General features: G+C 65.5%; 23 protein-coding genes. 9 read left to right on the top strand and 14 right to left on the bottom strand.

All coding sequences use genetic code 11. The features are described from left to right. Positions 1-150: 150 nt before the first annotated feature. Complete coding sequence (locus E4K65_RS30530; protein WP_135177276.1) at positions 151-789, top strand: HAD family hydrolase; 639 nt, start codon at positions 151-153, stop codon at positions 787-789. Here the strand turns inward: E4K65_RS30530 and E4K65_RS30535 are convergent. Both E4K65_RS30535 and E4K65_RS30540 read right to left on the bottom strand, forming a co-directional pair. Further along, a complete protein-coding gene (locus E4K65_RS30535) occupies positions 786-1,826 on the bottom strand; it encodes a phenylacetaldoxime dehydratase family protein (protein WP_135177277.1) in 1,041 nt (346 codons plus the stop codon). The genes E4K65_RS30530 and E4K65_RS30535 overlap by 4 nt on opposite strands. A gap of 27 nt (positions 1,827-1,853) precedes the next feature. Next, complete coding sequence (locus E4K65_RS30540; RefSeq protein ID WP_135177278.1) at positions 1,854-2,870, bottom strand: carbon-nitrogen hydrolase family protein; 1,017 nt, start codon at positions 2,868-2,870, stop codon at positions 1,854-1,856. 197 nt (positions 2,871-3,067) lie between these two features. Between E4K65_RS30540 and E4K65_RS30545 the strand changes: the two genes are divergently transcribed. From E4K65_RS30545 to E4K65_RS30565, 5 genes are all read left to right on the top strand, one after another. Beyond that, positions 3,068-4,024, top strand: coding sequence for an AraC-like ligand-binding domain-containing protein (locus E4K65_RS30545; RefSeq protein ID WP_135177279.1), 957 nt, complete (start codon positions 3,068-3,070; stop codon positions 4,022-4,024). Positions 4,025-4,128: 104 nt separating this feature from the next. Further along, positions 4,129-4,365, top strand: a complete 237-nt coding sequence (locus E4K65_RS30550; RefSeq protein WP_135177280.1) for a hypothetical protein — start codon at positions 4,129-4,131, stop codon at positions 4,363-4,365. A 115-nt stretch (positions 4,366-4,480) separates the two neighbouring features. Continuing rightward, entirely contained in the window at positions 4,481-5,506 is a 1,026-nt protein-coding gene (locus E4K65_RS30555) for an aldo/keto reductase (protein WP_167771273.1), read from the top strand. A 183-nt stretch (positions 5,507-5,689) separates the two neighbouring features. Then, the gene (locus E4K65_RS30560; protein ID WP_135177282.1) at positions 5,690-7,111 is read left to right on the top strand and encodes an MFS transporter; all 1,422 of its coding nucleotides are present in this window, start codon (positions 5,690-5,692) and stop codon (positions 7,109-7,111) included. 127 nt (positions 7,112-7,238) lie between these two features. Continuing rightward, a complete protein-coding gene (locus tag E4K65_RS30565) occupies positions 7,239-7,697 on the top strand; it encodes a PEGA domain-containing protein (protein WP_167771274.1) in 459 nt (152 codons plus the stop codon). A gap of 70 nt (positions 7,698-7,767) precedes the next feature. Here E4K65_RS30565 and clpA read toward each other — a convergent pair whose 3' ends face one another. Further along, positions 7,768-10,176 carry an ATP-dependent Clp protease ATP-binding subunit ClpA gene (gene clpA, locus E4K65_RS30570; RefSeq protein ID WP_027548134.1) on the bottom strand — a complete coding sequence of 803 codons (2,409 nt, stop codon included), beginning with the start codon at positions 10,174-10,176 and terminating at the stop codon, positions 7,768-7,770. A 292-nt stretch (positions 10,177-10,468) separates the two neighbouring features. Beyond that, on the bottom strand, positions 10,469-10,801 hold the full coding sequence (gene clpS, locus E4K65_RS30575) for an ATP-dependent Clp protease adapter ClpS (protein WP_027548135.1): 333 nt from the start codon (positions 10,799-10,801) through the stop codon (positions 10,469-10,471). A 466-nt stretch (positions 10,802-11,267) separates the two neighbouring features. Here clpS and E4K65_RS30580 point away from each other — a divergent pair, with 466 nt between their 5' ends. Then, positions 11,268-11,495 (top strand): hypothetical protein, encoded by a 228-nt coding sequence (locus E4K65_RS30580; RefSeq protein WP_135177284.1) that lies wholly within the window; start codon positions 11,268-11,270, stop codon positions 11,493-11,495. A 109-nt stretch (positions 11,496-11,604) separates the two neighbouring features. Here the strand turns inward: E4K65_RS30580 and E4K65_RS30585 are convergent, their stop codons facing one another. Beyond that, positions 11,605-11,943, bottom strand: a complete 339-nt coding sequence (locus E4K65_RS30585; RefSeq protein ID WP_027548137.1) for a phasin family protein — start codon at positions 11,941-11,943, stop codon at positions 11,605-11,607. A gap of 389 nt (positions 11,944-12,332) precedes the next feature. Between E4K65_RS30585 and E4K65_RS30590 the strand changes: the two genes are divergently transcribed. Continuing rightward, the gene (locus E4K65_RS30590) at positions 12,333-14,165 is read left to right on the top strand and encodes a D-alanyl-D-alanine carboxypeptidase (protein ID WP_135177285.1); all 1,833 of its coding nucleotides are present in this window, start codon (positions 12,333-12,335) and stop codon (positions 14,163-14,165) included. A gap of 221 nt (positions 14,166-14,386) precedes the next feature. Here E4K65_RS30590 and E4K65_RS30595 read toward each other — a convergent pair whose 3' ends face one another. The 4 genes from E4K65_RS30595 to E4K65_RS30610 form a co-directional block, all read right to left on the bottom strand. Next, the gene (locus E4K65_RS30595; protein WP_135177286.1) at positions 14,387-15,112 is read right to left on the bottom strand and encodes a DnaJ domain-containing protein; all 726 of its coding nucleotides are present in this window, start codon (positions 15,110-15,112) and stop codon (positions 14,387-14,389) included. A 75-nt stretch (positions 15,113-15,187) separates the two neighbouring features. Continuing rightward, positions 15,188-15,937, bottom strand: coding sequence for a vWA domain-containing protein (locus E4K65_RS30600; protein ID WP_027548140.1), 750 nt, complete (start codon positions 15,935-15,937; stop codon positions 15,188-15,190). Positions 15,938-16,056: 119 nt separating this feature from the next. Beyond that, positions 16,057-16,917, bottom strand: a complete 861-nt coding sequence (locus E4K65_RS30605) for an alpha/beta fold hydrolase (RefSeq protein ID WP_027548141.1) — start codon at positions 16,915-16,917, stop codon at positions 16,057-16,059. A 346-nt stretch (positions 16,918-17,263) separates the two neighbouring features. Next, positions 17,264-18,187 (bottom strand): division plane positioning ATPase MipZ, encoded by a 924-nt coding sequence (locus E4K65_RS30610; RefSeq protein ID WP_135177287.1) that lies wholly within the window; start codon positions 18,185-18,187, stop codon positions 17,264-17,266. A gap of 282 nt (positions 18,188-18,469) precedes the next feature. Between E4K65_RS30610 and panC the strand changes: the two genes are divergently transcribed. Next, positions 18,470-19,321, top strand: coding sequence for a pantoate--beta-alanine ligase (panC, locus tag E4K65_RS30615; protein ID WP_135177288.1), 852 nt, complete (start codon positions 18,470-18,472; stop codon positions 19,319-19,321). An 83-nt stretch (positions 19,322-19,404) separates the two neighbouring features. On the opposite strand, the gene E4K65_RS30620 is transcribed toward panC, so the two are convergent. From E4K65_RS30620 to E4K65_RS30640, 5 genes are all read right to left on the bottom strand, one after another. After that, complete coding sequence (locus E4K65_RS30620; RefSeq protein ID WP_011087921.1) at positions 19,405-19,845, bottom strand: DUF1489 family protein; 441 nt, start codon at positions 19,843-19,845, stop codon at positions 19,405-19,407. Between the two features lie 42 nt (positions 19,846-19,887). After that, positions 19,888-20,895: a hypothetical protein gene (locus tag E4K65_RS30625; protein ID WP_135177289.1), complete on the bottom strand. Its 1,008-nt coding sequence runs from the start codon at positions 20,893-20,895 to the stop codon at positions 19,888-19,890. 154 nt (positions 20,896-21,049) lie between these two features. Then, on the bottom strand, positions 21,050-21,253 hold the full coding sequence (locus E4K65_RS30630) for a hypothetical protein (protein WP_011087923.1): 204 nt from the start codon (positions 21,251-21,253) through the stop codon (positions 21,050-21,052). 188 nt (positions 21,254-21,441) lie between these two features. Then, positions 21,442-21,810 (bottom strand): YidB family protein, encoded by a 369-nt coding sequence (locus tag E4K65_RS30635; RefSeq protein WP_028171531.1) that lies wholly within the window; start codon positions 21,808-21,810, stop codon positions 21,442-21,444. Positions 21,811-21,898: 88 nt separating this feature from the next. Next, positions 21,899-22,561, bottom strand: a complete 663-nt coding sequence (locus E4K65_RS30640) for a glutathione S-transferase family protein (RefSeq protein WP_135177290.1) — start codon at positions 22,559-22,561, stop codon at positions 21,899-21,901. Positions 22,562-22,632 lie beyond the last annotated feature (71 nt).

The raw sequence follows: 22,632 nt of genomic DNA on the forward strand, positions 1-22,632 counted from the left end.
GAAAGGGCGGTGATCCCGTGACCTTACGCTTACGTCCCGCCAATAGCGAGCTTTAAAACGGTACGCGACATCGACGGGGCGGCGTTGCCTCGGCCCGCGGCGTCGTTTAGTCAAGCAGCCGACGGCAATATCAACACGGGCACGGCCAGCATGGTTACAGTCTATTTCGATCTCGACGGCACCCTGACCAACCCGAAGCCCGGGATCACCCGCTCGATCCAGTATGCGCTCGAGCGCTTGGATCTCGCGGTGCCGAGTGAGGACGAGCTGACCTGGTGCATCGGGCCGCCGCTGCATGCCAGCCTGAAAAAGCTGACGGGAACCGACGAGCTCGCCGACCGGGCGCTGCTGCTCTATCGTGAGCGTTTTGCCGATATCGGCCTGTTCGAAAACGAGGCCTATGCCGGCATCATGGACACCTTGGCGACACTGGCCGCGACGACGCCGCGCATGTTCGTCGCCACCAGCAAGCCCGCGGTCTACGCCACCCGCATCGTCGATCATTTCGGCCTGAAACCGTATTTCGAGCGCGTGTTCGGCTCCGAGCTCGACGGCACGCGCGTCGACAAGCGCGACCTGCTCCGCTACGCCCTCGACGAGGCCAGGGTCGATCCCGCCAGTGCGATCATGATCGGCGACCGCAGCCATGACGTGGTCGGCGCCCGGACCAACGGCATGACCGCGATCGGCGTGCTCTACGGCTATGGCAGCGAGGCGGAGCTGCGCGACGCCGGCGCCCATCACATCTGCGCCGCGCATCCGGACCTGCTCGGCCATTGTGTGGCCTAGGCGCTGACCGTCTCCACCGCGGCCAGCATGCCCGTTTTCGAGTGACAGCCTCGATACTCGAAGAACTGCTCGTCCGCGGCCGCTACGGTAACCTCGTGGTAGAGCCGCAGCTTGGCTGACGGCCCGAGCGTCGAGAGGTATTTCATCGCCGCGCCGAAGATCTTGACGTGGGTCGGATGTGACTCCGCCCAGCGTTCCAGCGCCGCAAGGCTCTTCCACCAGCTCTGGCCGTAGGACTTTTCGCTCACGCTGCCGTCGGCGGCGAGCACATTCATGTAGCGGTTGGCGTAACAGCCGATACCGAGGCCGTCGTCGCGCAGAAAATCCATGCCCTCGCGCAGCACCGGCTCGACGTCGTCGAGATAGAGCTTTCGCTCCGACGCCTCGGTGTCACTCCAGTCCTGCCCGGACCGGATCAGGCAGAGATTGTCGTGCGCCTTCACCCGCAGCCGCGCGCCATCGCGGACCAGCTCGGGCACCCCGCCGGGTGCCATCGCGTCGGTCTGCGACAGCGGGATGCGATCACGCATGCCGCCCCAATAGGCGTGCTCCTGCACTTCGCCGCTCATGCCCTCCGCAATGACGGCGACACCTTCGGGCCGGCCGAGCGAGGAGAACAGCGTCTCGTGCCGCGCCACAGCGGGACGCAGCCCCTCGATGAAGGTGCCGACACCTTCCCGCTGCCTTCCGGTCCACGCCTCGCGCGCCGGCGCGAACCAGGCGTCGAAGCGTGCGACGTCGTCCCAGTAGGCGACCGAGACGACGTTCTCGTAGCCGGATTGATCGACATAATGCGCGCGGTCCCAATGCGGCGGACCGTTCTCCGCAGCGAAGAGAGCCGCGATCTCTTTCAGCGCGTCCGTCGCAGCCGATGGCGCCACGCCGCGATACTGGACGCCGAAATAGACCATCACGACGCGGCTGACGGCGGGCTTGTAGCGCGCCACGAAGGACGGATATGGCGGCTGGTAATCGTCCGGCACGCGCTTGTGGCGCGTGCGCTGAGTTTCAAGATGCAGAGGAATTGCGGATTCCATGGTCGTGCCCTCCCCTCGATCCGGCAGTCAGCTCGCCGCCGCGGCGATGTCCGCGGGCTCGACGGTGTCGACCGGCAGTGCGAACTGCTCGACGCGCTGGTATCGCTTCTTGTTGAGCAGCAGCCGCGTGACGTCGGGCCGCGAATAGTGCCCGGCGGGATCGGCCGCATTCTTGGCGACGCCGATGGCGCCGAGGTCGATCTCGGCAATCAGCAGGCCCTCCTGATCCGGCGCGAGCTTGTCGCCGATCTGGCTGCCGTCGGGGCCGTAGATCGCGGCAAAGCCGCCGCCGACGTGCAGCAGCGCGTGCTTGTCGGGCCGGTCGCAGAGTTCGTCGATCATCGCCTGCGACACCGTCGCGCACGGCGCGAGCACGAAGCAGGAGCCCTCCACGGCATAGACACGCGAAGCGGCGTTGTTCACCTCGGCGCCGAGCGCGGGCGCGAAGGGATCGTAGAGCGAGAAGCTCGGCCAGGCCGCGACATGCACCTGCTCGTTCTGGGCATACATCGCGTATTTCGACAGCGGCTGGAGGTGCTCCCAGCAGCACAGCGCGCCGATGCGGCCGATGTCGGGCCGCGCGTGCACGGCGAGATCGCTGCCGTCGCCCTCGCCATAGACCGTGCGTTCGGCATGGGTCGGCCGCAGCTTGCGGCGCTTTGCGATAGTCTCCCCGTCGGGGCCGATCAGCCATTGCGCGAGATAGAGGCTGCCGCCGTCGCGCTCGGACAGGCCGACCACCGCCGTCAGCTTCGCCTTGCGCACGGCATCGCGCAAGCGCTCGGCCTGCGGGCTGTCATAGGACAGCGAATTGTCGAAATAGCGCTGCACAAAGCCGCGGCCAATCGCCCAGGCCGGCGAGTCCATCCAGATATGCCAGGGGTAGCCGGGGATGAAGGCCTCCGGAAACGCGATCAGCCTGGCGCCCTTCTCGGCGGCCTCCCGGATCAGCGCGATCGACTTGTCGATCGAGGCGTCGAGGTCGAGCCAGGCCGGCGCCGCCTGCACCACCGCCACCTTGTACTTTGGATGTTCGATGCCCATTGCCGCCTCCATTGCCGGTTGATCGCAGACCTCGTCCGATGCAGTCTATTTGGCCAAGCCGGGCGGCCGGGCGCTCGACCAGGGCGGAACAAAAACTCGACCGGGCGGGATCGCCGCCCCGGTACGGAACTTGCCTGCAATCAGGCCGGATCTGCGCCGACATGCGGTTTTGCTGGATGTGAAAGGGAGGCTTGCCGATGCCAATCCAGTTCACGACGGACGGCAGCCCCGGCTACCGGCGGCTCGCCCTCTGGCAGGACATCGTCTGCGACGTCTTCGTCGGGCTCGACTGCAAGTCCGATCTCGGCAGCGCCTTCCGCGGCTCGGTCACACAGGCCACGCTCGGCAAGGCCGTGTGCTCCGACGTCTGCTCCGATCGCCAGCACGTGTTCCGCACGCCCTCGCGCATCGCGCGCTCCGACCAGGATTTTGTGCTCATCGCACTCGGTAATCGCGGCGACGGCGGCGTGGTGCAGGACGGCCGCGAGACCGTGATCCATCCCGGCGAGTTCGCGCTCTACGACACCACGCGTCCCTATGAGCTGAAGTTCAACGGCAGCTTCACGCAGACCATCTTCAAGGTGCCGCGCGAGATGTTGCAGCGACGGCTCGGCGGCACCGAGACGCTGACCGCGATCTCGTTCGGCACTGATGCGCCGCTCGAGCGGCTCGCCTACGACTTCATCTTCAGGCTGTGCCAGAGCGCGGACCGGCTCGCCCCGAACAATTCCGCCGCCCTGTCGGAGCAGGCCGTCGATCTCCTGGCGATGGCGCTGAGCGAGCGGCTCGGCAAGACGCCGCTGCCGTCCTCGACACATCGCTCCGCCCTGCTCTACCGGCTGAAGGCCCACATCCGCGCGCACCTCGCCGATCCCGACCTTTCGCTGGCGGAGACTGCGGCCGCGCTCGGTATCTCGCCGCGCTACGTGAACGATCTCCTCGCCGACGAGGAGACGTCGTTCCAGCGTCATGTGCTTGCCGAGCGTCTTGCCCAATGCCGGCGCGACCTCGCCTCGCCCATGCTCGCGCACCGCCACATCAGCGAGATCGCGTTTGCCTGGGGCTTCAACGACCTCTCGCATTTCGGCCGCGTCTTCCGCGAACATTTCGGGATGTCGCCGCGCGATTTCCGGCAGGGCCAGCTGCGGCACTGACGTTCACTCCGGTCAGCCATCATCGCAAGCCTTCGCCCTGAGCGAAGGCATCGCTCGGCAATTCCAGATTGTCTTGGTTGGCAGCCTGCATCAGGCTGGCTCACATGAGGACTCACACCACGATAAGCGGATCGGAGCTGTTGCTGGGCATGATCGCGATCCGGCTCGCCGCGCTGGTCGTGGTGGGCTGGAGCCTTGCGCTCCTGCCGCGGCAGGCGCGCAACGTCGAACTCGCCTGCACGCCCTCTGTCGCAGCAGCAATCGAGACGCAGGCTCCCGTGAAGACCGTCGGCCCGCGCCTCGTCGATGCCGCGTTCGATGACATGCTTCGGCACGACTAGAGCGCTCCCGAGCAAGGCCGGTATGTGAGCGCGTGATAGGACAAGGCGCCTGCTTGCGCTAACTTCGGCGCCAAGGCCGCACGGATCAAACCGCGGCCAGCCGAGGAGCACATCGATGGAATACCGACGCTTGGGCCGGTCCGGCCTCATGGTGCCCGCTTTGAGTCTTGGAACCGGCACCTTCGGCGGCGTCGGCCGCCTCGCTGCCTGGGGCACCACCGACGCGAGCGAAGCGCGGCGGCTTCTGGATATCTGCCTCGAGGCCGGCGTGTCGATGTTCGACACCGCCGACGTCTATTCGCTCGGCGAGTCCGAGCGCGTTCTCGGCGAAGCCATCAAGGGCCGCCGCGACAAGGTCTTGGTCTCGACCAAGGCGACGTTCCGTTTCGGCGACGGGCCCAACGACATCGGCTCGTCACGGCAGCATCTGCTCGCCGCCATCGACGGCTCGCTCGCCCGGCTCGGCACCGATTACATCGACCTGTTCCAGCTCCATGGCTTCGATGCCTTCACCCCGCCTGAAGAGGTGCTCGCAACCCTCGACGTGCTCGTGCGCGCCGGCAAGATCCGCTATGTCGGCGTCTCGAACTTTTCAGGCTGGCACCTGATGAAGTCGCTCTCCGTCGCCGACAAGCATGGCTTCCCGCGCTACGTTGCCAATCAGACCTACTATTCGTTGATCGGCCGCGACTATGAGTGGGAGCTGATGCCGCTCGGCCTCGACCAGGGGGTCGGCGCCGTGGTCTGGTCGCCGCTCGGATGGGGACGCCTCACCGGAAAGATCCGGCGAGGCCAGCCGAAGCCCGAGGTGAGCCGCCTGCCCAAGACCGCCGATTTCGGACCGCCCGTGCCCGATGAGCACGTCTATCGCGTGGTCGACGCGATCGACGAGGTCGCCAAGGAGACGGGCAAGAGCGTCTCGCAGATTGCGCTGAACTGGCTGCTCCAGCGTCCGACGGTCTCGACGCTGATCATCGGCGCGCGCAACGAGACGCAGCTGCGCGAAAATCTCGGCGCGGTCGGCTGGACATTGACCAAGGACCAGATTGCAAAGCTCGATGCCGCGAGCAAGGTGACGTTGCCCTATCCCTACTGGCATCAGCGCACCACCTTCACCGACCGCAATCCGCCGGCGGTGTAGAGACGGCCAACGGCCCGACCGCTCGGCTTCCTGAGCCCTCTCGAAAGCGGTCCCGACCCGTTGTCCTGTGCCGGAAGGCCTGCTTCCGGCACAGGAACTGTCCGTGTCCTGCCGGGTTGCGATCCAATCTGCAATTTCCTAATCCGGAGATGAAACACGGCTCGAATCAAGCGCGCCTTCATCATGTCGTCCGCCCCCACAGTGCATGCCGACGGCCTGCCGCAGCCCCAGCGCAACCAGGCGGTCCTGACCATTGCGCTCGGCATCATCATGGCGGTGGTGGACAGCGCCATCGCCAACGTCGCGCTGCCGACGATCGCGGCCGACCTCGACGCGAGCCCGGCCTTCTCGATCTGGATCGTCAACGGCTACCAGCTCGCGATCACCATCTCGCTGCTGCCGCTCGCCTCGCTCGGCGAGATCGTCGGCTATCGCCGAGTCTATCTGGTCGGGCTCGTGCTGTTCACGCTCGCGTCCGCCTTCTGCGCGCTGGCGCATACGCTGCCGCTGCTGACGGTCGCGCGCATCATCCAGGGCTTTGGCGCGGCCGGCATCATGAGCGTCAACGCGGCGCTGGTGCGCTTCACCTATCCGCGCAGCCTGCTCGGCCGCGGCATCGGGCTCAACGCGCTCGTCGTCGCCTTCTCGGCCGCGGTCGGCCCGACGCTCGCGGCCGGCATCCTCGCGGTCGGGAGCTGGCCCTGGCTGTTCGCCATCAACGTGCCGCTCGGCGCGGTGACGCTGGTGCTGGGCCTGCGCAGCCTGCCGCACACCAAGCCCGCGAGCCATTCATTCGACTGGCAGAGCGCGGGTCTGTCCGCGATTACCTTCGGTGTCGGCATTGCCGCGATCGACAGCGTCGGTCATGGCGAGGCCGCGCTCACCTGCCTCGTCCAGTTCGCAATCGCGATCGTCGCCGGCGCACTGCTGATCTATCGCGAAACCCACATGGCCTCGCCGCTGCTGCCGGTCGATCTCTTGCGCATCCCCGTCTTCGCGCTGTCGATTGCGACCTCGATCGCATCGTTCTGCGGGCAGATGCTGGCCTTCGTCGCGATCCCCTTCTATCTCCAGAGCCGCTTCGGCTATTCCGCCGTGCATATGGGCCTCCTGATCACGCCGTGGCCGATCGCGCTCGCCTTCGCAGCCCCCCTCGCCGGCCGCCTGGTCGAACATTATCCGGCTGGCCTGCTCGGCGGCATCGGGCTCACGCTGTTCGCCTGCGGGCTCGGCGCGCTCGCCCTCCTGCCGGCCGCGCCAACGCCGCTCGACGTGATCTGGCGGATGGCGCTGGCCGGGGCCGGCTTCGGCCTGTTCCAGACCCCCAACAACCGCACCATGATCGCCGCCGCCCCGCGCGAGCGCGCCGGCGGTGCCAGCGGCATGCTGGGCACGGCGCGGCTGCTCGGCCAGACCACGGGCGCGGCGCTGGTGGCGCTCTTCCTCGGCCTCTATCCAGTTGACGGGACCCGAGTCGCGCTCCTCACCGGCGTCGGCTTTGCGCTCTGCGGCGCGGTGCTAAGCATGCTGCGGCTCTCGCCCGCAGGCGCGCGCGGCGCCGAGCATGTCCGCGTGCAGGACGACCAGCGCCTGCGCGGCGAATAGAACCGGCCAAGCGCAGGTGCTCGACCCATCTCCACACAACCGGTGCGTGGCTTAACTATCTGGACCAATGACGTATTGCCCTCGCGCTCTGGTTGCGCTTCACTGGCGGCGGGACAAGGGGCATTTCATGCGATCATTTGGAATTGTGGCGCTCAGCGTCATGCTGGGCGGCTGCGCGTCCGTCACGCGCGGGACGACCGAGAATATCAGCATCTCATCGACACCTTCAGGCGTCGAAGCCGTCGTCAGCGGAATGGAGGTTCCGACCACCTGCACGACGCCCTGCTCCGTGGTCGTCAAGCGGAATGCCGACATCTCCATCACCTTCCAGAAGGAAGGCTACGAGCCGCAGATCGTGCCGCTCAGCCGCGACATCCAGACCGGCGGCGCCGCCGGCTTTGCCGGTAATCTTCTGCTGGGCGGTGTCGTCGGCATGGGGGTCGATGCCGCGACGGGCGCGGCAACCGATCACAAGCCGAATCCGGTCATCGTGACGATGCAGCCGTCCGGCCCTGCCCGCGCACGGCCACCCGCGCCGAAGAAACCGCGGCCACCTGCGGCACCTGCGCCTGACACCGGCACTTAAAACCCCGCATTGCGACACAAACAAAAAGGCCGGCTATTCAGCCGGCCTTTTCGATTTCATCACGCGCCGATCAAGCCTTGACCAGCGGCCCCTTGGAGGTCGGCCCCTTCGAGCCGCCGGGGCCGCCCGGCTTGGGCTTGCCCGGCGGACGCTTGCGGGCGCCGGGCAGCTTCTCCTGCTTCGGCGTGACCGGGCCCTCGACGAACTCGAAGCCGATCTTCTCCTTGGTCTCGTCGGCCTCGTCCTTGACCAGGACGACGCGGACGTGGCCACCGCTCTTGAGCTTGCCGAACAAGACCTCGTCGGCCAGCGGCTTCTTGATGTGCTCCTGGATCACGCGGGCCATCGGCCGCGCGCCCATCTGCTCGTCATAGCCGTGCTGAACCAGCCAGGTCTTGGCGGGCTCGGACAGCTCGATGGTAACGTCGCGGTCGCCGAGCTGCGCTTCGAGCTGAAGCACGAACTTCTCGACCACCGTGCCGATCACCTCGACGCTGAGATGGCCGAACGAGACGATGGCATCGAGGCGGTTGCGGAATTCCGGCGCGAATTGCCGGTTGATCGCCTCGTGGTCGTCGCCTTCCCGCTTCGAGCGGGTGAAGCCGAACGCCTGCTTGGCCAGATCCGAAGCACCCGCATTCGTGGTCATGATCAGGATCACGTTGCGGAAGTTGACCTGCTTGCCGTTGTGGTCGGTGAGCCGGCCGTGATCCATGATCTGGAGCAGCACGTTGTAGAGGTCGGGATGCGCCTTCTCGATCTCGTCGAGCAGCACCACGCAATGCGGATGCTGGTCGACGCCGTCGGTGAGCAGGCCGCCCTGGTCGAAGCCGACATAGCCGGGAGGCGCGCCGATCAGGCGCGACACGGTGTGCCGCTCCATGTATTCGGACATATCGAAGCGCAGCAGTTCGACGCCGAGCGACGCCGCGAGCTGCTTTGCGACCTCGGTCTTGCCGACGCCGGTCGGGCCCGAGAACAGGTAGCAGCCGATCGGCTTCTCCGGCTCGCGCAGGCCGGCGCGCGCCAGCTTGATCGAAGCGGCGAGCGACTCGATCGCCTTGTCCTGGCCGAACACGGTGCGCTTCAGCGTTTGCTCGAGATGCTTGAGCACCTCGGCGTCGTCCTTCGACACGCTCTTCGGCGGGATCCGCGCCATCGAGGCGATCGTGGTCTCGATCTCCTTGATGCCGATGGTCTTCTTGCGCTTGTTCTCGGCAACCAGCATCTGCGCCGCACCGGATTCGTCGATCACGTCGATCGCCTTGTCGGGCAGCTTGCGGTCGTGGATGTAGCGCGAGGAGAGCTGCACCGCAGCCTCGATCGCCTCATTGGTGTACTTCAGCCGGTGGTAATCCTCGAAATACGGCTTGAGACCCTTGAGGATCGCGATCGCGTCCTCGACCGTCGGCTCATTGATGTCGATCTTCTGGAAGCGCCGCACCAGCGCGCGGTCCTTCTCGAAGTGCTGGCGATATTCCTTGTAGGTGGTCGAGCCCATGCAGCGGATCGTGCCCGAGGCAAGCGCCGGCTTGAGCAGGTTCGAGGCATCCATCGCCCCGCCCGACGTCGCGCCCGCACCGATCACGGTGTGGATCTCGTCGATGAACAGGATGGCGTTGGGATGCGCCTCGAGCTCCTTCAGCACCTGCTTCAGGCGCTCCTCGAAGTCGCCGCGATAGCGCGTGCCCGCGAGCAGCGTGCCCATGTCCAGCGAGAACACGGTGGCAGCCGCCAGCACCTCCGGCACCTCGCTGTCGACGATGCGCTTGGCGAGGCCCTCCGCGATCGCGGTCTTGCCGACGCCGGCTTCGCCCACGAACAGCGGGTTGTTCTTCTGCCGGCGGCACAGCACCTGGATCGCGCGGTTGATCTCGGAATTGCGTCCGATCACCGGATCGATCTTGCCGTCGCGCGCCTTCTTGTTGAGGTTGACGCAATAGGTCTCGAGCGCTTCGCCCTTCTTCTTGGCGTCGTCGCTGCCCTTGGTCTCGGTCTCCTCGTCGACGCCGCGCACGGGGCGCGCCTCGGAGACGCCCGGCCGCTTGGCGATGCCGTGGCTGATGTAGTTGACCGCGTCGTAGCGCGTCATGTCCTGCTCTTGCAGGAAGTACGCGGCGTGACTCTCGCGCTCGGCGAAGATCGCGATCAGCACGTTGGCACCGGTCACCTCTTCGCGACCGGAGGATTGCACGTGGATCACCGCGCGCTGGATCACGCGCTGGAAACCGGCGGTCGGCTTGGCATCGTCGGCGCCATCCGTCACCAGATTCTCGAATTCGGTCTCAAGATAGTTGACGAGGCTCGTACGGAGCTTGTCGAGATCGACGCTACAGGCGCGCATGACGGCGGCTGCATCGGAATCGTCGATCAGGGAGAGCAAGAGATGCTCGAGCGTCGCGTATTGGTGATGACGCTCGTTTGCGATCGCCAGCGCACGATGCAGGGATTGTTCAAGGCTTTGGGAAAAAGTCGGCATTCGCGTCCTCTATGGCCCCCACCATCATGATCGTCCTCGCCCGGTCAGGCAACAACAACCTTTGTCACATATAGTTATACAAGACGGCGGCGAAAGACCGGTTCCGCGACTCGGCAGCTAGCCATCTGCGGTATTTTTCGATGCAAAACCCGTTCCGATTTGGGCGGGATCGGCGCCGGTTCAGAATTCCGTAGTTCTGCCGGCTGCAACGGACATCGCGCGCAGGCACCACGCGGCGGTCCACTGCGACATACACAAGCAAGAGCCGGCTACGAACGCGCCGTGAGGTGACTTATTTCTTCTCCATCACGCATTGCAGCGGATGCTGGTGCTTGCGGGCGAAGTCCATCACCTGTGTCACCTTGGTCTCGGCGATCTCGTAGGTGAACACGCCGCACTCGCCGATGCCGTGATGGTGGACGTGCAGCATGATCTTGGTCGCCGCCTCGACGTCCTTCTGGAAGAACTTCTCCAGCACGTGGACCACGAACTCCATCGGCGTGTAATCGTCGTTCAGGATCAGAACGCGATACAGGTTCGGCCGCTTGGTCTTCGGCTTGACCTTGGTGATGACAGAGGTGTTCGGCCCCGTCGGGCTGCCGGAACGGTTCTCGTCGTTGCTCATCCGGGGAGCGCGGGCGGCGGCGGCCGCAGGCAGGTCGAGGCTGGAAGTCAATTGCGGCATGGCTCAGGCGTTCAAATTCCCCACGGAAGCAGTGACGGCCCGCCGCGCGGCCCCGCCTTTCGGAGCTTCGCGCTGGCGCACCGCGTTTTGGGATCGCCGCTTCCAACCGATCCGGTCCAAACCAGATCGATTGCGAGAATATGGGTCTGCCCCCGGCTCGCCGCAAGCGTGCAAGATCCGGCTGCCGCGGTCCCGATTCCCGATCCGGGCGATCCTGACCGAGGTTAGTCAATCCGGACCGGTTTGACAAAAATTTCCGCGGCGCCGTCTCGAACATGGTGACCAGGAACCGGCCGTTAACGCGACCGCGACGGTTTCGCGCGGGACCATCTCCGGGCTTCTACGGTACCTGCTGTTCAATCGCGTGACGCGAAATCGGGCAAAATCGCAAATTCCGAGGATGGCCGTGCTTCATCCGCCCTGCCCTGTGTCAGCCGCGTCGCTCGACTTGCCCGGCACCACCATCACCTCGCAGTTAAGCAGCAAGGCGCAGGCCCAATTCAACGTGCGCTTCATTCGCGCTGTGCGCATCGGGCGGGCGAGCATCACGATCCACACTGTGCAGGCGAACACCGGCAAGCGTCCGCCCCCAAGCGTGCTGCCATATTGTGCGCGCAACATCGACAAATTCTAGTTGGTCCCGCCGGCAAACCAGACCGCGCGCTGAGACGGATCCGTCGCGACAAACGAAAAAGCCCGGCTGGTTCAGCCGGGCTTCTTGCTTCCAGGATGTCCAGGAAAGGTTAGTTGGCGGCCGGGGTGAACTTCGACACGATGGTCTCAACCGGCTTGAACGCCTGCTTGGCGAGATCGCTGTAGAGGCCGGCGATCTTCTGCGATTCCGCGACGAAGGTCTCGTAGGAGGAACGGGCGAAGTCGGTCTGCGCTTCCATCGCCTTGTCCAGCGACTTCACGCCGGAAAGCTTCTCGACGAAGGACTTGGTGTCTTCGAACGACTTCTTGGTGTAGTCGCCATAGGCGCTGGCGATCGCCTGGAGGCCGTGCTGCACCGAGGTCGCGGAGGCGACGCACTGCTCGAACTGCTCTTTCCCGTAGCTCTGAAAGTCTTCAACTTTGAACATTTCGGAATCCTTTTCCCTGGCTCGCGTCCGGAAGCCCCGGCTCCCTGACATTGCCCACAAATAGTGCAACGCACAAAAAAGTCAAGAATCTTGTGCGACGCACAAAAATTAGATCTAAACCGTGGAGATTCCCGGGGTTTCCCGCAAGGGTTCCTTAAGCTTTTGGAAACCGCGGACCCCTACTTTGATTCCCTGGACGTGTTCAGCTTCCGCAAGCGGCCAAAAGCCGTTTGAGAACATCACCTTAGCCAGAACAGCGGCTCAGGCCCAACGTCCCCCGCGGCAGACACCCGCGGAGGGGCAGCCTGAGCAGGTAATGATCCCGGGTCGATTGGGCACAATTTCGCCTCACGGGCCGGTGATCAAGTCAGAAACGGGGACGGGGTTTCATGCTTCGTAAAAACTTGTCTTCCTCGCGCTTGGCGCGGGTCGGGGTTTTCGGGCTTCTTACGGTCACCACCGCGGTCATCTTCACCACCGATGCTGCCGAGGCGCGGCGTCACCGCCGCCATTACGCGCACCACCGGGTGCAGCGCGATGTGTCCGAGAGTTCAAGCCCGAAATTCGCGTCGATCATCGTCGACGGCAATTCCGGCTCCGTGCTTCAGGCAACGAGCCCCGACGGGATCCGCCATCCGGCCTCGCTGACCAAGATCATGACGCTCTATCTGCTGTTCGAGCGTCTCGAGTCCGGCAAGATGAAGCTCGACACCGAGTTGCCGGTGTCGCAGCACGCCGCCGATCAGGATCCGACCAAGCTGAACCTGCGTGCCGGCCAGACCATCCGCGTCGAGGACGCGATCAAGGGTCTCGTCACCCGCTCCGCCAACGACGCCGCCGTGGTGATCGCGGAAGCGATCGCCGGCGACGAGGACGACTTCGCCCAGATGATGACGCGCAAGGCGCGTTCGCTCGGAATGTCCAAGACGGTCTACCGGAATGCCAACGGCCTTCCCAACGACGAGCAGGTCACGACCGCGCGCGATCAGGCCACGCTCGGCCGCGCCATCCAGGAGCGCTTCCCGCGCTACTACCGCTATTTCGCAACCTCGACGTTCAACTGGCGCGGCCAGTCGATCCGGAACCATAACCACCTGCTCGGCAGCGTCGAGGGCGTGGACGGCATCAAGACCGGCTACACCCGCGCCTCCGGCTTCAACCTCGTGAGCTCGATGCGCCGCGGCAACCGCCACCTGATCGGCGTGGTGCTGGGCGGCCGCAGCGGCGGTTCGCGCGACGCCATCATGCGCAACCTGCTCGCCGAGAATCTCGAGAAGGGCGCGACCACGCACACCGTCGCCGCAGTCACCGAGCGCAACGGCTCTGACGCCGCTGCCGAGGTCGCGGATGCGTCAGATACCCCGGCCCGCACCGCTCCGCAGGCCCAGGCCGCCGCCGTCCCTGCTCCCGAAGCGGCCCCGTCGCGTCTTGCCTCGCGCCTGTCTACGCTTGCGGCCGCCACCGCCGCAATGCCGCCCGCTCAACCCAAGCCTGAAGCTCGGCCGACTGAATCCAAGATCGAGCCCGCGCCGCTCACCAATGGCGTGATCTCCAGCCAGCCGCTCTCGATCATCCCGGGCTCGTCCGAACCGATGAAGCCGGTCCGGGTCAAGACGGTGCAGGTCAAGGCCGGCGCCGTGAAGGTCGCCTCCGCCGCTCCGGCTCAGGTCGCGCCGCAGGTTACCAGCACGGTTGCGTCCCGCTCCGACGTCGCGGAAACCTCCGGCGCCGTCGTCGCCCGGGCCGATCTGATCAACAAGCCCGAATTCCAGAGCCAACCGGAAGCGCCGAAGGCGGAAGTCGCCCGCACCGAGCTGCCGCGGCAGCCGGCCGGCTTCGGCACCGGCAACGGCGTCCTCGGCGTGCTGCCGGCTGCAACCGCCGCGCCCACCCCGGCCGCTCCGAAACTCGCGTCCGCCGACCCGGCGCCGCAGCCGATCCAGATGAGCGCCACCACCAAGCCGGTCGTCACCCACAGCGGCTGGATCGTCCAGGTCGGCGCGCTCGAGAGCGAGAACGAAGCCCAGCAGCGCATCGATGCCGCGCGCAGCTCGGCCCGCGGCCTGCTCAGCAAGGCCGATCCGTTCACAGAGCCGGTCGTCGCCAAGGACAATCGCAAGCTCTATCGCGCCCGCTTCGCCGGGCTCGAGCGGGATCAGGCCGAAGCCGTCTGCCGCGCCCTGAAGCGCGCCGACATCTCCTGCATCACCGTCCGCAACTGATCTCCTGCACCGTTCCGAAAAAAATGCCCGCGCCTTGCGCGGGCATTTTTGTTTTCGGCATGCGGCCGCCAAAGTCAGTTCCGCGACAACCTCTCGTCAACAATTTACGGTTAAATTTCTACTCAAGAGATCGACCACGCCGACAATGGCGGGCATCGGGGCGACGACAGACAGAGCAACGGAGCTCACGCGGTACGAGCGTTTGTAGCGTGGTGCCGGAGTTAGCCGTTATGCGTGCGAAGCAGAGTATCCTTGGCCTCGTTTACCCGGGCAGCGAGATACGTCGAGCCCCCCTGGTCGGGATGGAGTTTCTTCATCAAGGACTTGTGGGCCCGGCTGATGTCGTCACGCCCCGCTCCCGGCTGCAAGCCAAGGATCTGATAGGCCTCCTCCGCCGTCATTTTGCCGCTCGCCGCCGTGCGGCGCTGCCCCCCTGCCGCATCGCCCTGCGCGTTCTGACGCCAGGCGGGAAAGCGGCGGTCCAGATAGCTTTCAAGTAAGGCCACGCTCTCGGCGTCGAACGCCGGGACCATCGCCAGCAGGCCGGCGAGATCGAACTCGTCGAGATCGTGCCCGGCGTGAGGCCCGGCAACGATCTGGCCTCCGAGCCGGCCAGAATCGTGGTCGAGCCGCATGTCGAGGAATTGCGAGCGCACGCGCGAGGCCTGCCCGGACGCGGGCGCCGCGCCGCCACCGAACAGCCCGCCAATATTGCCGAAGCCGGCATTCGCCAACGGCGTCCAGCCGAGCAGCCCGGCGCCGAAAATCCCGAGCGGGATCGCGACCGCCAGCTCGCCCCGCAAGCCCGTGAAAGCCGCAACCGCCAGCGCCACCACGCCGCCGCCGAACTTGATGGTGCGCGCCAGCACCGCGGGATTGGCGGCGCGGAACATCTGAAGCAGCAGATAAAGCGTGATAACGGCGACAGCGCCGGCGATCAGGGTCATGACCGGAATATAGGCGCCCTGTTGCCAAAAAGCATGGCGTCCTTTCGCCCGTCCGCATTTGGCGGATGTGACCGGCTACTTCATCTGGCCGATCAGCTGGGCCGCACCGCTCGCGCTCTTCGCCAGCTTCAACAACGCCTCGCGGCCGCCGGCGGCATAGGTCGCGGCTGCCCGCAACAGCTCGCGCAGCTGTGCCGCCGCGCCGGGATCGAAACGGCACCAGGCACCGCCGGTCAGGCGCGCGATCTCGCGAAAGGCCTGCTCGGCCACCGCGTCATGCCCTTCCTGAAACACAAATACCGGCACCTTGAGCATGCCGAGCTCGCCGGCCTTGGCGCAGAGCTCGTCAACCTGCTCCTCCATCGCGTCGCCGACGAAGACCACGGCCCTTACGCCCGATGCGACCGCCTCGCGCCGCGCCTCGCTCAGCACCTTGCCGATCTGGGTGTCGCCGCCGCGGCAATCGATCTTGCTCATCAGCGTCGCGAGCCTGGCGCTGTCGGAGATCCACCCCGTGGCACGGCACTCGTTGAAGCCGCGATAGTAGACCAGCCGGATGTCGAGGCTGCCGAGCGCCGCGGTCTCACGAAACATGTCGGCCTGGAGCGCGCAGGCCATGTCCCAGGTCGGCTGCCGGCTCATCGTCGCATCCAGCGCGAAGATCAGCCGCCCTTTCGCGCCCGGAGCATGCGGTGACAGCGCACGCGCCTTGGCGACAAAGGCGGCGATATCGTCCGAGGTCGACGTCCCGGCCTGCGGCACCGCGCCGCCTGCTTGCGGCGAGACGGCACCGCGGCCGCGCGGTTTGATAGGTTCGCCCGACATGCCTTGGCCCAGTGTGAACGGCTAATGTGGTTAGCGCGTGCAGCCCGGTCAATGTGCAAAGCCTCCGCGGGCGGGCGCCGGCGGAGGCTTTGAAAGTCGTTTCTGACTGGATGAATACGTCAGCTCTTGGCGGGCGCCATCAGGGCGACCGGACCGGGCTCGAGAATATTGGGCGGGGACGATTGCGTATCAACCGGCGCCACCTCGCTGTCAGTCGCGCTCAGGAACTTGTCGAGCATGCTCTGGATCGAGTTCTTGGCCACATCCGGACCGGTGTCGCGCATGTCGTTGTGCTGGAATTCGGTCTTCACGACCTGGATGCCGGCCTTCTCGCATTCCTCGTCGCTCGGGATCACGCCCGCATCGGCCTTGAACTGCGGATCGGTGGAGCGGAACGACAGGATCTTGAACTTGCCGGCGGTGACGAACGGCACGCGCAGATTGTCGAGCGTGACGACCTTCTTGACCTCATCCGGATACTGCTTGGCGAAGTACATCGTGATGTCGCCGCCCATGGAGTGGCCGACCATCGTCACCTTCTCGTAATCGGCGTTGGGCTGAACCTTCTTCATCTCCTGCATCGCCAGATGGATGTTGGCCACACCGCGCAGGATCTGCGGCAACCGGCCGACATAGAGCTCGCCGGGCTTGGTCACCATCGGAGGATCGGTCGGCAAATCATGCTGCGGGCTCACGACGAGGTAGCCGCGCGCAGCGAAAATGTTGGCGAGGAAGCCGTACTCGGTGTTCTTGACGGTGTTGCCGTGGTTGATCACGGCCACAGGCATCGTGATCATGCCGGCATCGGCCTGCATTTCCTTGTCGCGACGGATCGCGATATCGACAGGCACCGGACGGTTGTCGCGCGAAGCGTCGTAGAAGGTGATGGTCTCATGCCTGATCGCCCACTTGCTCGCCGTGAAATAGGCGACGCCGCAGAGGGCACTGACCGAAACCAGAACGGCAATTCCACGCTTCATTTTCGTCCTCAGCCTCAGGCTCTTGCGGCCTGAATCCCTGTTGAAAATCGTGTTGTTCCGGAGCTCTTCGGCCCCTGGTCGCCTATTCGCTAATATATGTCACAGGCACGTGACAGGAAGGCCAAATATTGTGAACCGGCAGCCCTTTCATTGTGCGCCGCACACGTTTCTTGGGCACCCCCTCTCTGATACGACTACGTCAGGCTGTACGTCACCATAGGACACAACCGGCCTCGATTGGGTTCAATTTCGCAGTAAACGTAGAATGAAAACGGCCGAAGGCGCGCTCAGTTCCCACGGGGACCAGCCCCATGAGGTTGCCCGGAAGTAGCGATATACCGCTAACTTAGGCGCCGAGGATGTCGTGGACCTCGAGCGGCTTGTCGACCTGGCTGAACCACTCGGCCCGATTGGCCGCGCGGCGGCGGCCGCGCTCGTCGAGCGGCAGCTTGAGCTGGCGGAGCAGGCTCGTCACCTCCTCCCGCGCAGTGAGATGGCCGAGATTGGGCCGCATGCCGAGCGTCGCCTCGTCGATCTCGTCGAGGGCGGTGAGGCCGCGCGGGAAGAATTCGCGGTAGACGACGCGCTCGGCGAAGCCGTCGACATAGCGGAAGCCGAGCCGCAGCGACAGATCCTTCAACCCCTCGGCGACGAGCTGCTTGTTGCGCGAGCCGAGCATGGACAGGCGGTTGCGCACCACGATCCAGTCGGTGCTCGAGCCGTCGAGCTGACGACGCTTGCGCCTGACATCGCGCACCATCTCGGCATAGTGGCTCTCGCCGGTGACCGCATAGTTGGCGGGGTCGACGGTGCCGAGCACGTCGAAATCGAGGAAGCTGTCGTTGATCGGCGTGACCAGCGTGTCGGCCATCGAATGGGCGAGTCGCATCAGGTAGCTGTCGGTGCCGGGCGTATCGATGACGATGAAATCGAAACTGCTCTCGACCGCCGAGACCGCTTCCATGAACTGCTGGAACTCGGAGTTCTCGTTCTCGGCAATCTGCATGGTCTCGCCGAGCTTGATGCAGCGATGCACCGGCAACTCGAGGTCGAGCTTGGTGCGGCGAGCCCAGGCGGCGCGGTTGTCGATGTAGTGCGTAAAGCTTTGCTGGCGGCAGTCGAGATCGATGGTGGCGACGCGCTGACCGGCCTTCAGGAGCGCAACCGCGATATGCAAGGCCGTGGTCGATTTGCCGGAGCCGCCCTTCTCGTTACCCAGCACAACGACGTGCGCCGAGCCGGATTGGCCTTGGCTAGCCTGCACAAGCATGGTGATCCTCAACGCCCCTAAGCAATATCTTCGAGTTGACCGCGTCTGCGGTCAAGTGAAATGCGTGACAGGATAACGAAATCACAGCGCGTTAGTCGTCATCATGAATCGCGTCGCCGCATCACGCCTGTGATCCAGCCCACGATGTCGCGACAGCCTCAGCAGCTTTGCGCGGGATGCTGTGCCGCATCCGGATGCATGGCGTCCACGATGGCTGCTTGTTAAGGTTAGCCGGCTGCGCTGCAGGCCGCGCCCAACCCATCCGCAAGCCCCCGAGTCCCGATGCAACGAAGCCCCCTGATCGCCCGTACGGTCCCTGCGCTCCGACGCGCCGTCGATAATCTTCGCAAGCGAAAGGCCACGATCGCGCTGGTCCCGACCATGGGGGCGCTCCATGACGGCCATGTGTCGCTGGTGCGCCTCGCCAGGCGGCGCGCAAGCCGCGTCGTGGTCTCGATCTTCGTCAACCCGACTCAATTCGCCCCGACCGAGGATTTCGGCGCCTATCCCCGGACGTGGAAGGCCGACATCGCCAAGCTCGCGGCCGAGGACGTCGACATCGTCTGGCACCCCGGCGTCGAGGCCATGTATCCGCAGGGCTTTGCAACCCGAATCGTGCCGGAGGGTCCGGCGCTGGCCGGCCTCGAGGACCGTTTCCGGCCCCACTTTTTCGGTGGCGTCGCCACCGTCGTCGGCAAGCTGTTCACGCAATGCGGTCCGGACCTCGCGATCTTCGGCGAGAAGGACTTTCAGCAATTGCGGGTGGTGACGCAGATGGCGCGGGATCTCGATCTCGGCGTCAAGGTGATCGGCTCCCGCACCGTGCGCGAGCGCGACGGGCTCGCGATGTCATCGCGCAACGTCTATCTCTCCCCGCAGGAGCGGCAGACCGCGACCACGCTCTACCGCGCCATGAAGGACAGCGCCGGGCGCATCCGCGCCGGCGAGGCCATCGCGCCGGCGATGGCGCGCGGCGCCGCGACAATCGAGGCGGCCGGCTTCGTGCTCGACTATTTCGAGGCCCGTCACGCCGAGACGCTGGCACAGATCACCTCGCGCAAGGACGGCCCGTTGCGGATCCTGGTCGCAGCCAAGCTCGGCACGACCCGGCTGATCGACAATATCGCGGTCTGAAGCGCGATGACGACATCGCGCTTCAGGTTATTGTTTGAGCATGATCTTTCCGGAAAACCGCTACGCGCTTTTCCGGGTCATGCTCAGAGCAGCCCGAGATCGCGCAGCTCGCGCCGCATCGGCTCCGGCATTGCCGCGATGGTGCCCGCGGCGGACTTGCCGAGATCCGGCGGCACGGAATCATCGGCGAGATAGCGCCAGCCCTGGAACGGGCGCATCGGCCGCGGCGAGACCGGGATCACCTTCGGCTGCATCACGATCCGGCAGCGCCCGATGCCGTCCTTGTCGCGGAACGGCTCGATGCCGATGATCTTTTCGCGCGCGGCGATCTCGCCCTTGATGACCCAATAGAGCGACCCGCCCGAGAGGATCTCGGCGTCGCGCTTGGGCACCATGCGGGTGATGTGGATGTGATGTTGCGGCAGACCCTTCTTCTTGGCGGTCTGCATCCGTTCGGCCACCCACTCCTTCAATTCCTTGACGGAGTCGCAGCCGACGGCGAGCTTGATCAGATGGAGTGGCATGCCCCAGCATTAGCGGGCCGGCCGCAGGTTTTCAAAGCCGAACTATTCGTTATCCGCAGCCGCGGGAGCCGAAGCCGCGGGAGCCGAACCCGGCGGCGGCGCCAGAGGAACCGGTGCAGCTGCCGGCGCGCGCGCAGCCTTCGGCGCCGGCGGCTTCTTGGCGGCCGGTGCCGCGGGCGCTGCGGCCTGTGCCGAAGTCGCGGCCGGCGGGCGCGGAGCCGACGCTGCGTTCGCGGCTGGTGCGGCCTGGCGCGTGCCCGTCGTGGGCGGCTCCGGATTCATGATGCTCACCGGCGGCGTCGACGAGGCGCTCGGGAACTCAGCGTTGGTCGGCTTGCCCGTCGGCATCGACGGCGGCAGCGCGGCGAGCGCACCTGCGGCCGGCACGGCCGATGCTGCCGCTGCGGGCGCGTTCCAGGTGGGCACATAGCGCGCGACCAGCATGTCGTAGAGATGGGAGTCCATGTTGGCGACGACCTGCTGCTGATCGGTCAGCGAGCGGAAGGCGGCGCAATCGAACCGGGTGCAGCCGTCGCGGGCGATCAGCACCTGCGCGACGAGGCCGTAGCGATCGCGTTCCAGTGCCTTGCGCAGCACCTTCATGTCCAGCGTCAGGCTCTTGTCGACGGTCGCGGCATCGCCGAGCGCGGTCAGCCGGTCGATCCTGACGGCGGTGTAGGAGACGGCGGCGGCCACCGCATCCGGCGAGCCGAACAGCGCCTTCTCGCAGCCAACGGCCACCGCATCGCCGGCGAGATCGTCGAGGCAGGACAGCGCCGGCAGGCTAGCGATAAAACCGGCCTGCGCGCGCGCCTCGGCGGGAGTTGCCTGCCCCGCCGGCCCATAGGCGCGCACCGTGGCAGCCACCGCGATGGCAATGGCAAGCAGCGTGATGACGGTCAGCGCACCGTTGGCGAGCGATCTCTCGGCGCGCAGCAGCGTGACCAGCAGTATGAATCCGAAGAAGCCGGCAGCCGCCAGCGTCATCCACATCGGAAAGGCCGACGAGCGCCAGATTTCGTCGAGCGACGAGGCCCATGCCCAGTTCATGCGCGACGTCCCCTCACGCGAGCAACGAGCGAATGGTCAAAGCGAGCACCGCGAGTCGGCAACTGCCCCCGGCCCACCTTGTGAAGGTGAAGCGGGCCTTTTGACGGCGAGCGGAGCAAATTCGTCCGCGACATCAATGGGCGGTGGCGGCGCTTCAGGAGAGCGCGAGCTGACTTTCCTTGGCGACCCGTTCGAAGGCCTCGGTCGAGCTCTTGATCCGGTACTGGCAGTCGTCGCCTTCCGTCGGCAGCAGGCGGATGATTTCGTACGAGCCGCTGGCAGCCGGGCGCGCAACGTTGCTGGCCGTGAACAATACGCGCGTTCCAACGGGGAATTTGTGCTTCAACACCCTCTCCATTACTCAAACAACGCCTGCCTCGCCCATGGTCCCACTGCGATGGCCGGCCGGAAACCCAGCAAGCTATATAGCACGCATGCGGCGTTTTTGGCCAGCCTCATCCGAGCATGGCAACACACCAATCTTGAAGTCTTTTCAGGACGATAACGGGAACAACGGGTCACGGTAAATACCGCGGGAACCGGGCCTCAGGCGGTATGGGGCAAATGACCCTGCGGGCTCGCCTGATCCACCGCCTTGGGCAGCTCCTGGGCCAGGATCTGGCCCAGCTGGTCGACCGGGATGTTGTAGCGCGCAGCCAGCTGGCGGACGGTGTCGTTGCCGAGCACGGCGCGGAGCTGGTCCGCCGAGATCGGCAGGTTCTGGCCGTTGCCGAGCCAGGATTTGACCTGGTCACCGAACCCGGCCTGCTGAAGCTTGGCGACGATCGCGCTGAGGCCGCCCTGGTTGTTGCTGCCGAGCACTTCGCTCAAGACGGCCGGCAGCACGGCGGCGCCGAGCTGGCCGAGCGCGCTGCGGAGCGCGGGATTGTTTTCCAGCGAGTCCAGGATTCCCATGGCGTGCCCTCTCCCAAGCCGCAGCTCCAGCACGATTGAGCGCCGCCGGCTGGCGTATCGTCAAGCGGCGCCCGATCACATTCGCGGGTTACGCGTCCTCGAACTTCGCGATGACAAGCGTCTCGGCAAGGCCCTCGCGGGTCCATTCCTGGAATGCCGGCAGCGCCATCATCGTTTCCATGTACGCCTTGGTATCCGGCGCGACGTCGATCGCATAGGAGCGGAAGCGGTGCACGACCGGGGCATACATCGCATCCGCCGCGCCGAAGCGGCCGAACAGGAACGGTCCGTTGGCACTGTGGCGCGCCCGGCACTCGCGCCAGATCTCCTCGATGCGCGCAACGTTGGCCTTCGCATCGGCCGACAACGTCACGGGGCGGATCGGCCGGTGCAGGTTCATGCCGCATTCGCTGCGCAGGGGCACGAAGCCGGAATGCATCTCGGCGCACACCGAACGGGCATGGGCGCGAGCGGCGGCATCATCGGGCCACAGCTTCACTTCCGGGTAGCGCTCGGCGATGTATTCGATGATCGCGAGTGAATCCCACACCGTGGTGTCGCCGTCGACCAGCACGGGCACCTTGCCGGCGCGGCTGAAGGACAGGATCTGCTCCTTGTCCGCGGGGTTATCCGTATAGAGCGGGATCATGGTCTCCACGAACGGGATGTCATTGGCGCGCAGCGCGAGCCAGGGCCGCATCGACCATGACGAGTAGTTCTTGTTGCCGATGGCAAGTTTTAGTGCAGCCATGTCACTGGTCCTTCCCAAGTCCTCTGCATGCGGCTGCTTTTAGCGCCATCGCCTGCCGTCAATCAATCGTT

It is taken from the genome of Bradyrhizobium niftali (assembly GCF_004571025.1).
GTDB classification, from domain to species: domain Bacteria; phylum Pseudomonadota; class Alphaproteobacteria; order Rhizobiales; family Xanthobacteraceae; genus Bradyrhizobium; species Bradyrhizobium niftali.

What these genes read in the sequence shown, in the direction of transcription:
- E4K65_RS30530 (WP_135177276.1), top strand. Translation starts at nt 151, where the DNA reads ATGGTTACAGTCTATTTCGATCTCGACGGCACCCTGACCAACCCGAAG.
- E4K65_RS30535 (WP_135177277.1), bottom strand. Translation starts at nt 1,826, where the DNA reads ATGGAATCCGCAATTCCTCTGCATCTTGAAACTCAGCGCACGCGCCAC.
- E4K65_RS30540 (WP_135177278.1), bottom strand. Translation starts at nt 2,870, where the DNA reads ATGGGCATCGAACATCCAAAGTACAAGGTGGCGGTGGTGCAGGCGGCG.
- E4K65_RS30545 (WP_135177279.1), top strand. Translation starts at nt 3,068, where the DNA reads ATGCCAATCCAGTTCACGACGGACGGCAGCCCCGGCTACCGGCGGCTC.
- E4K65_RS30550 (WP_135177280.1), top strand. Translation starts at nt 4,129, where the DNA reads ATGAGGACTCACACCACGATAAGCGGATCGGAGCTGTTGCTGGGCATG.
- E4K65_RS30555 (WP_167771273.1), top strand. Translation starts at nt 4,481, where the DNA reads ATGGAATACCGACGCTTGGGCCGGTCCGGCCTCATGGTGCCCGCTTTG.
- E4K65_RS30560 (WP_135177282.1), top strand. Translation starts at nt 5,690, where the DNA reads ATGTCGTCCGCCCCCACAGTGCATGCCGACGGCCTGCCGCAGCCCCAG.
- E4K65_RS30565 (WP_167771274.1), top strand. Translation starts at nt 7,239, where the DNA reads ATGCGATCATTTGGAATTGTGGCGCTCAGCGTCATGCTGGGCGGCTGC.
- clpA (WP_027548134.1), bottom strand. Translation starts at nt 10,176, where the DNA reads ATGCCGACTTTTTCCCAAAGCCTTGAACAATCCCTGCATCGTGCGCTG.
- clpS (WP_027548135.1), bottom strand. Translation starts at nt 10,801, where the DNA reads ATGAGCAACGACGAGAACCGTTCCGGCAGCCCGACGGGGCCGAACACC.
- E4K65_RS30585 (WP_027548137.1), bottom strand. Translation starts at nt 11,943, where the DNA reads ATGTTCAAAGTTGAAGACTTTCAGAGCTACGGGAAAGAGCAGTTCGAG.
- E4K65_RS30590 (WP_135177285.1), top strand. Translation starts at nt 12,333, where the DNA reads ATGCTTCGTAAAAACTTGTCTTCCTCGCGCTTGGCGCGGGTCGGGGTT.
- E4K65_RS30595 (WP_135177286.1), bottom strand. Translation starts at nt 15,112, where the DNA reads ATGACCCTGATCGCCGGCGCTGTCGCCGTTATCACGCTTTATCTGCTG.
- E4K65_RS30600 (WP_027548140.1), bottom strand. Translation starts at nt 15,937, where the DNA reads ATGTCGGGCGAACCTATCAAACCGCGCGGCCGCGGTGCCGTCTCGCCG.
- E4K65_RS30605 (WP_027548141.1), bottom strand. Translation starts at nt 16,917, where the DNA reads ATGAAGCGTGGAATTGCCGTTCTGGTTTCGGTCAGTGCCCTCTGCGGC.
- E4K65_RS30610 (WP_135177287.1), bottom strand. Translation starts at nt 18,187, where the DNA reads ATGCTTGTGCAGGCTAGCCAAGGCCAATCCGGCTCGGCGCACGTCGTT.
- panC (WP_135177288.1), top strand. Translation starts at nt 18,470, where the DNA reads ATGCAACGAAGCCCCCTGATCGCCCGTACGGTCCCTGCGCTCCGACGC.
- E4K65_RS30620 (WP_011087921.1), bottom strand. Translation starts at nt 19,845, where the DNA reads ATGCCACTCCATCTGATCAAGCTCGCCGTCGGCTGCGACTCCGTCAAG.
- E4K65_RS30625 (WP_135177289.1), bottom strand. Translation starts at nt 20,895, where the DNA reads ATGAACTGGGCATGGGCCTCGTCGCTCGACGAAATCTGGCGCTCGTCG.
- E4K65_RS30630 (WP_011087923.1), bottom strand. Translation starts at nt 21,253, where the DNA reads ATGGAGAGGGTGTTGAAGCACAAATTCCCCGTTGGAACGCGCGTATTG.
- E4K65_RS30635 (WP_028171531.1), bottom strand. Translation starts at nt 21,810, where the DNA reads ATGGGAATCCTGGACTCGCTGGAAAACAATCCCGCGCTCCGCAGCGCG.
- E4K65_RS30640 (WP_135177290.1), bottom strand. Translation starts at nt 22,561, where the DNA reads ATGGCTGCACTAAAACTTGCCATCGGCAACAAGAACTACTCGTCATGG.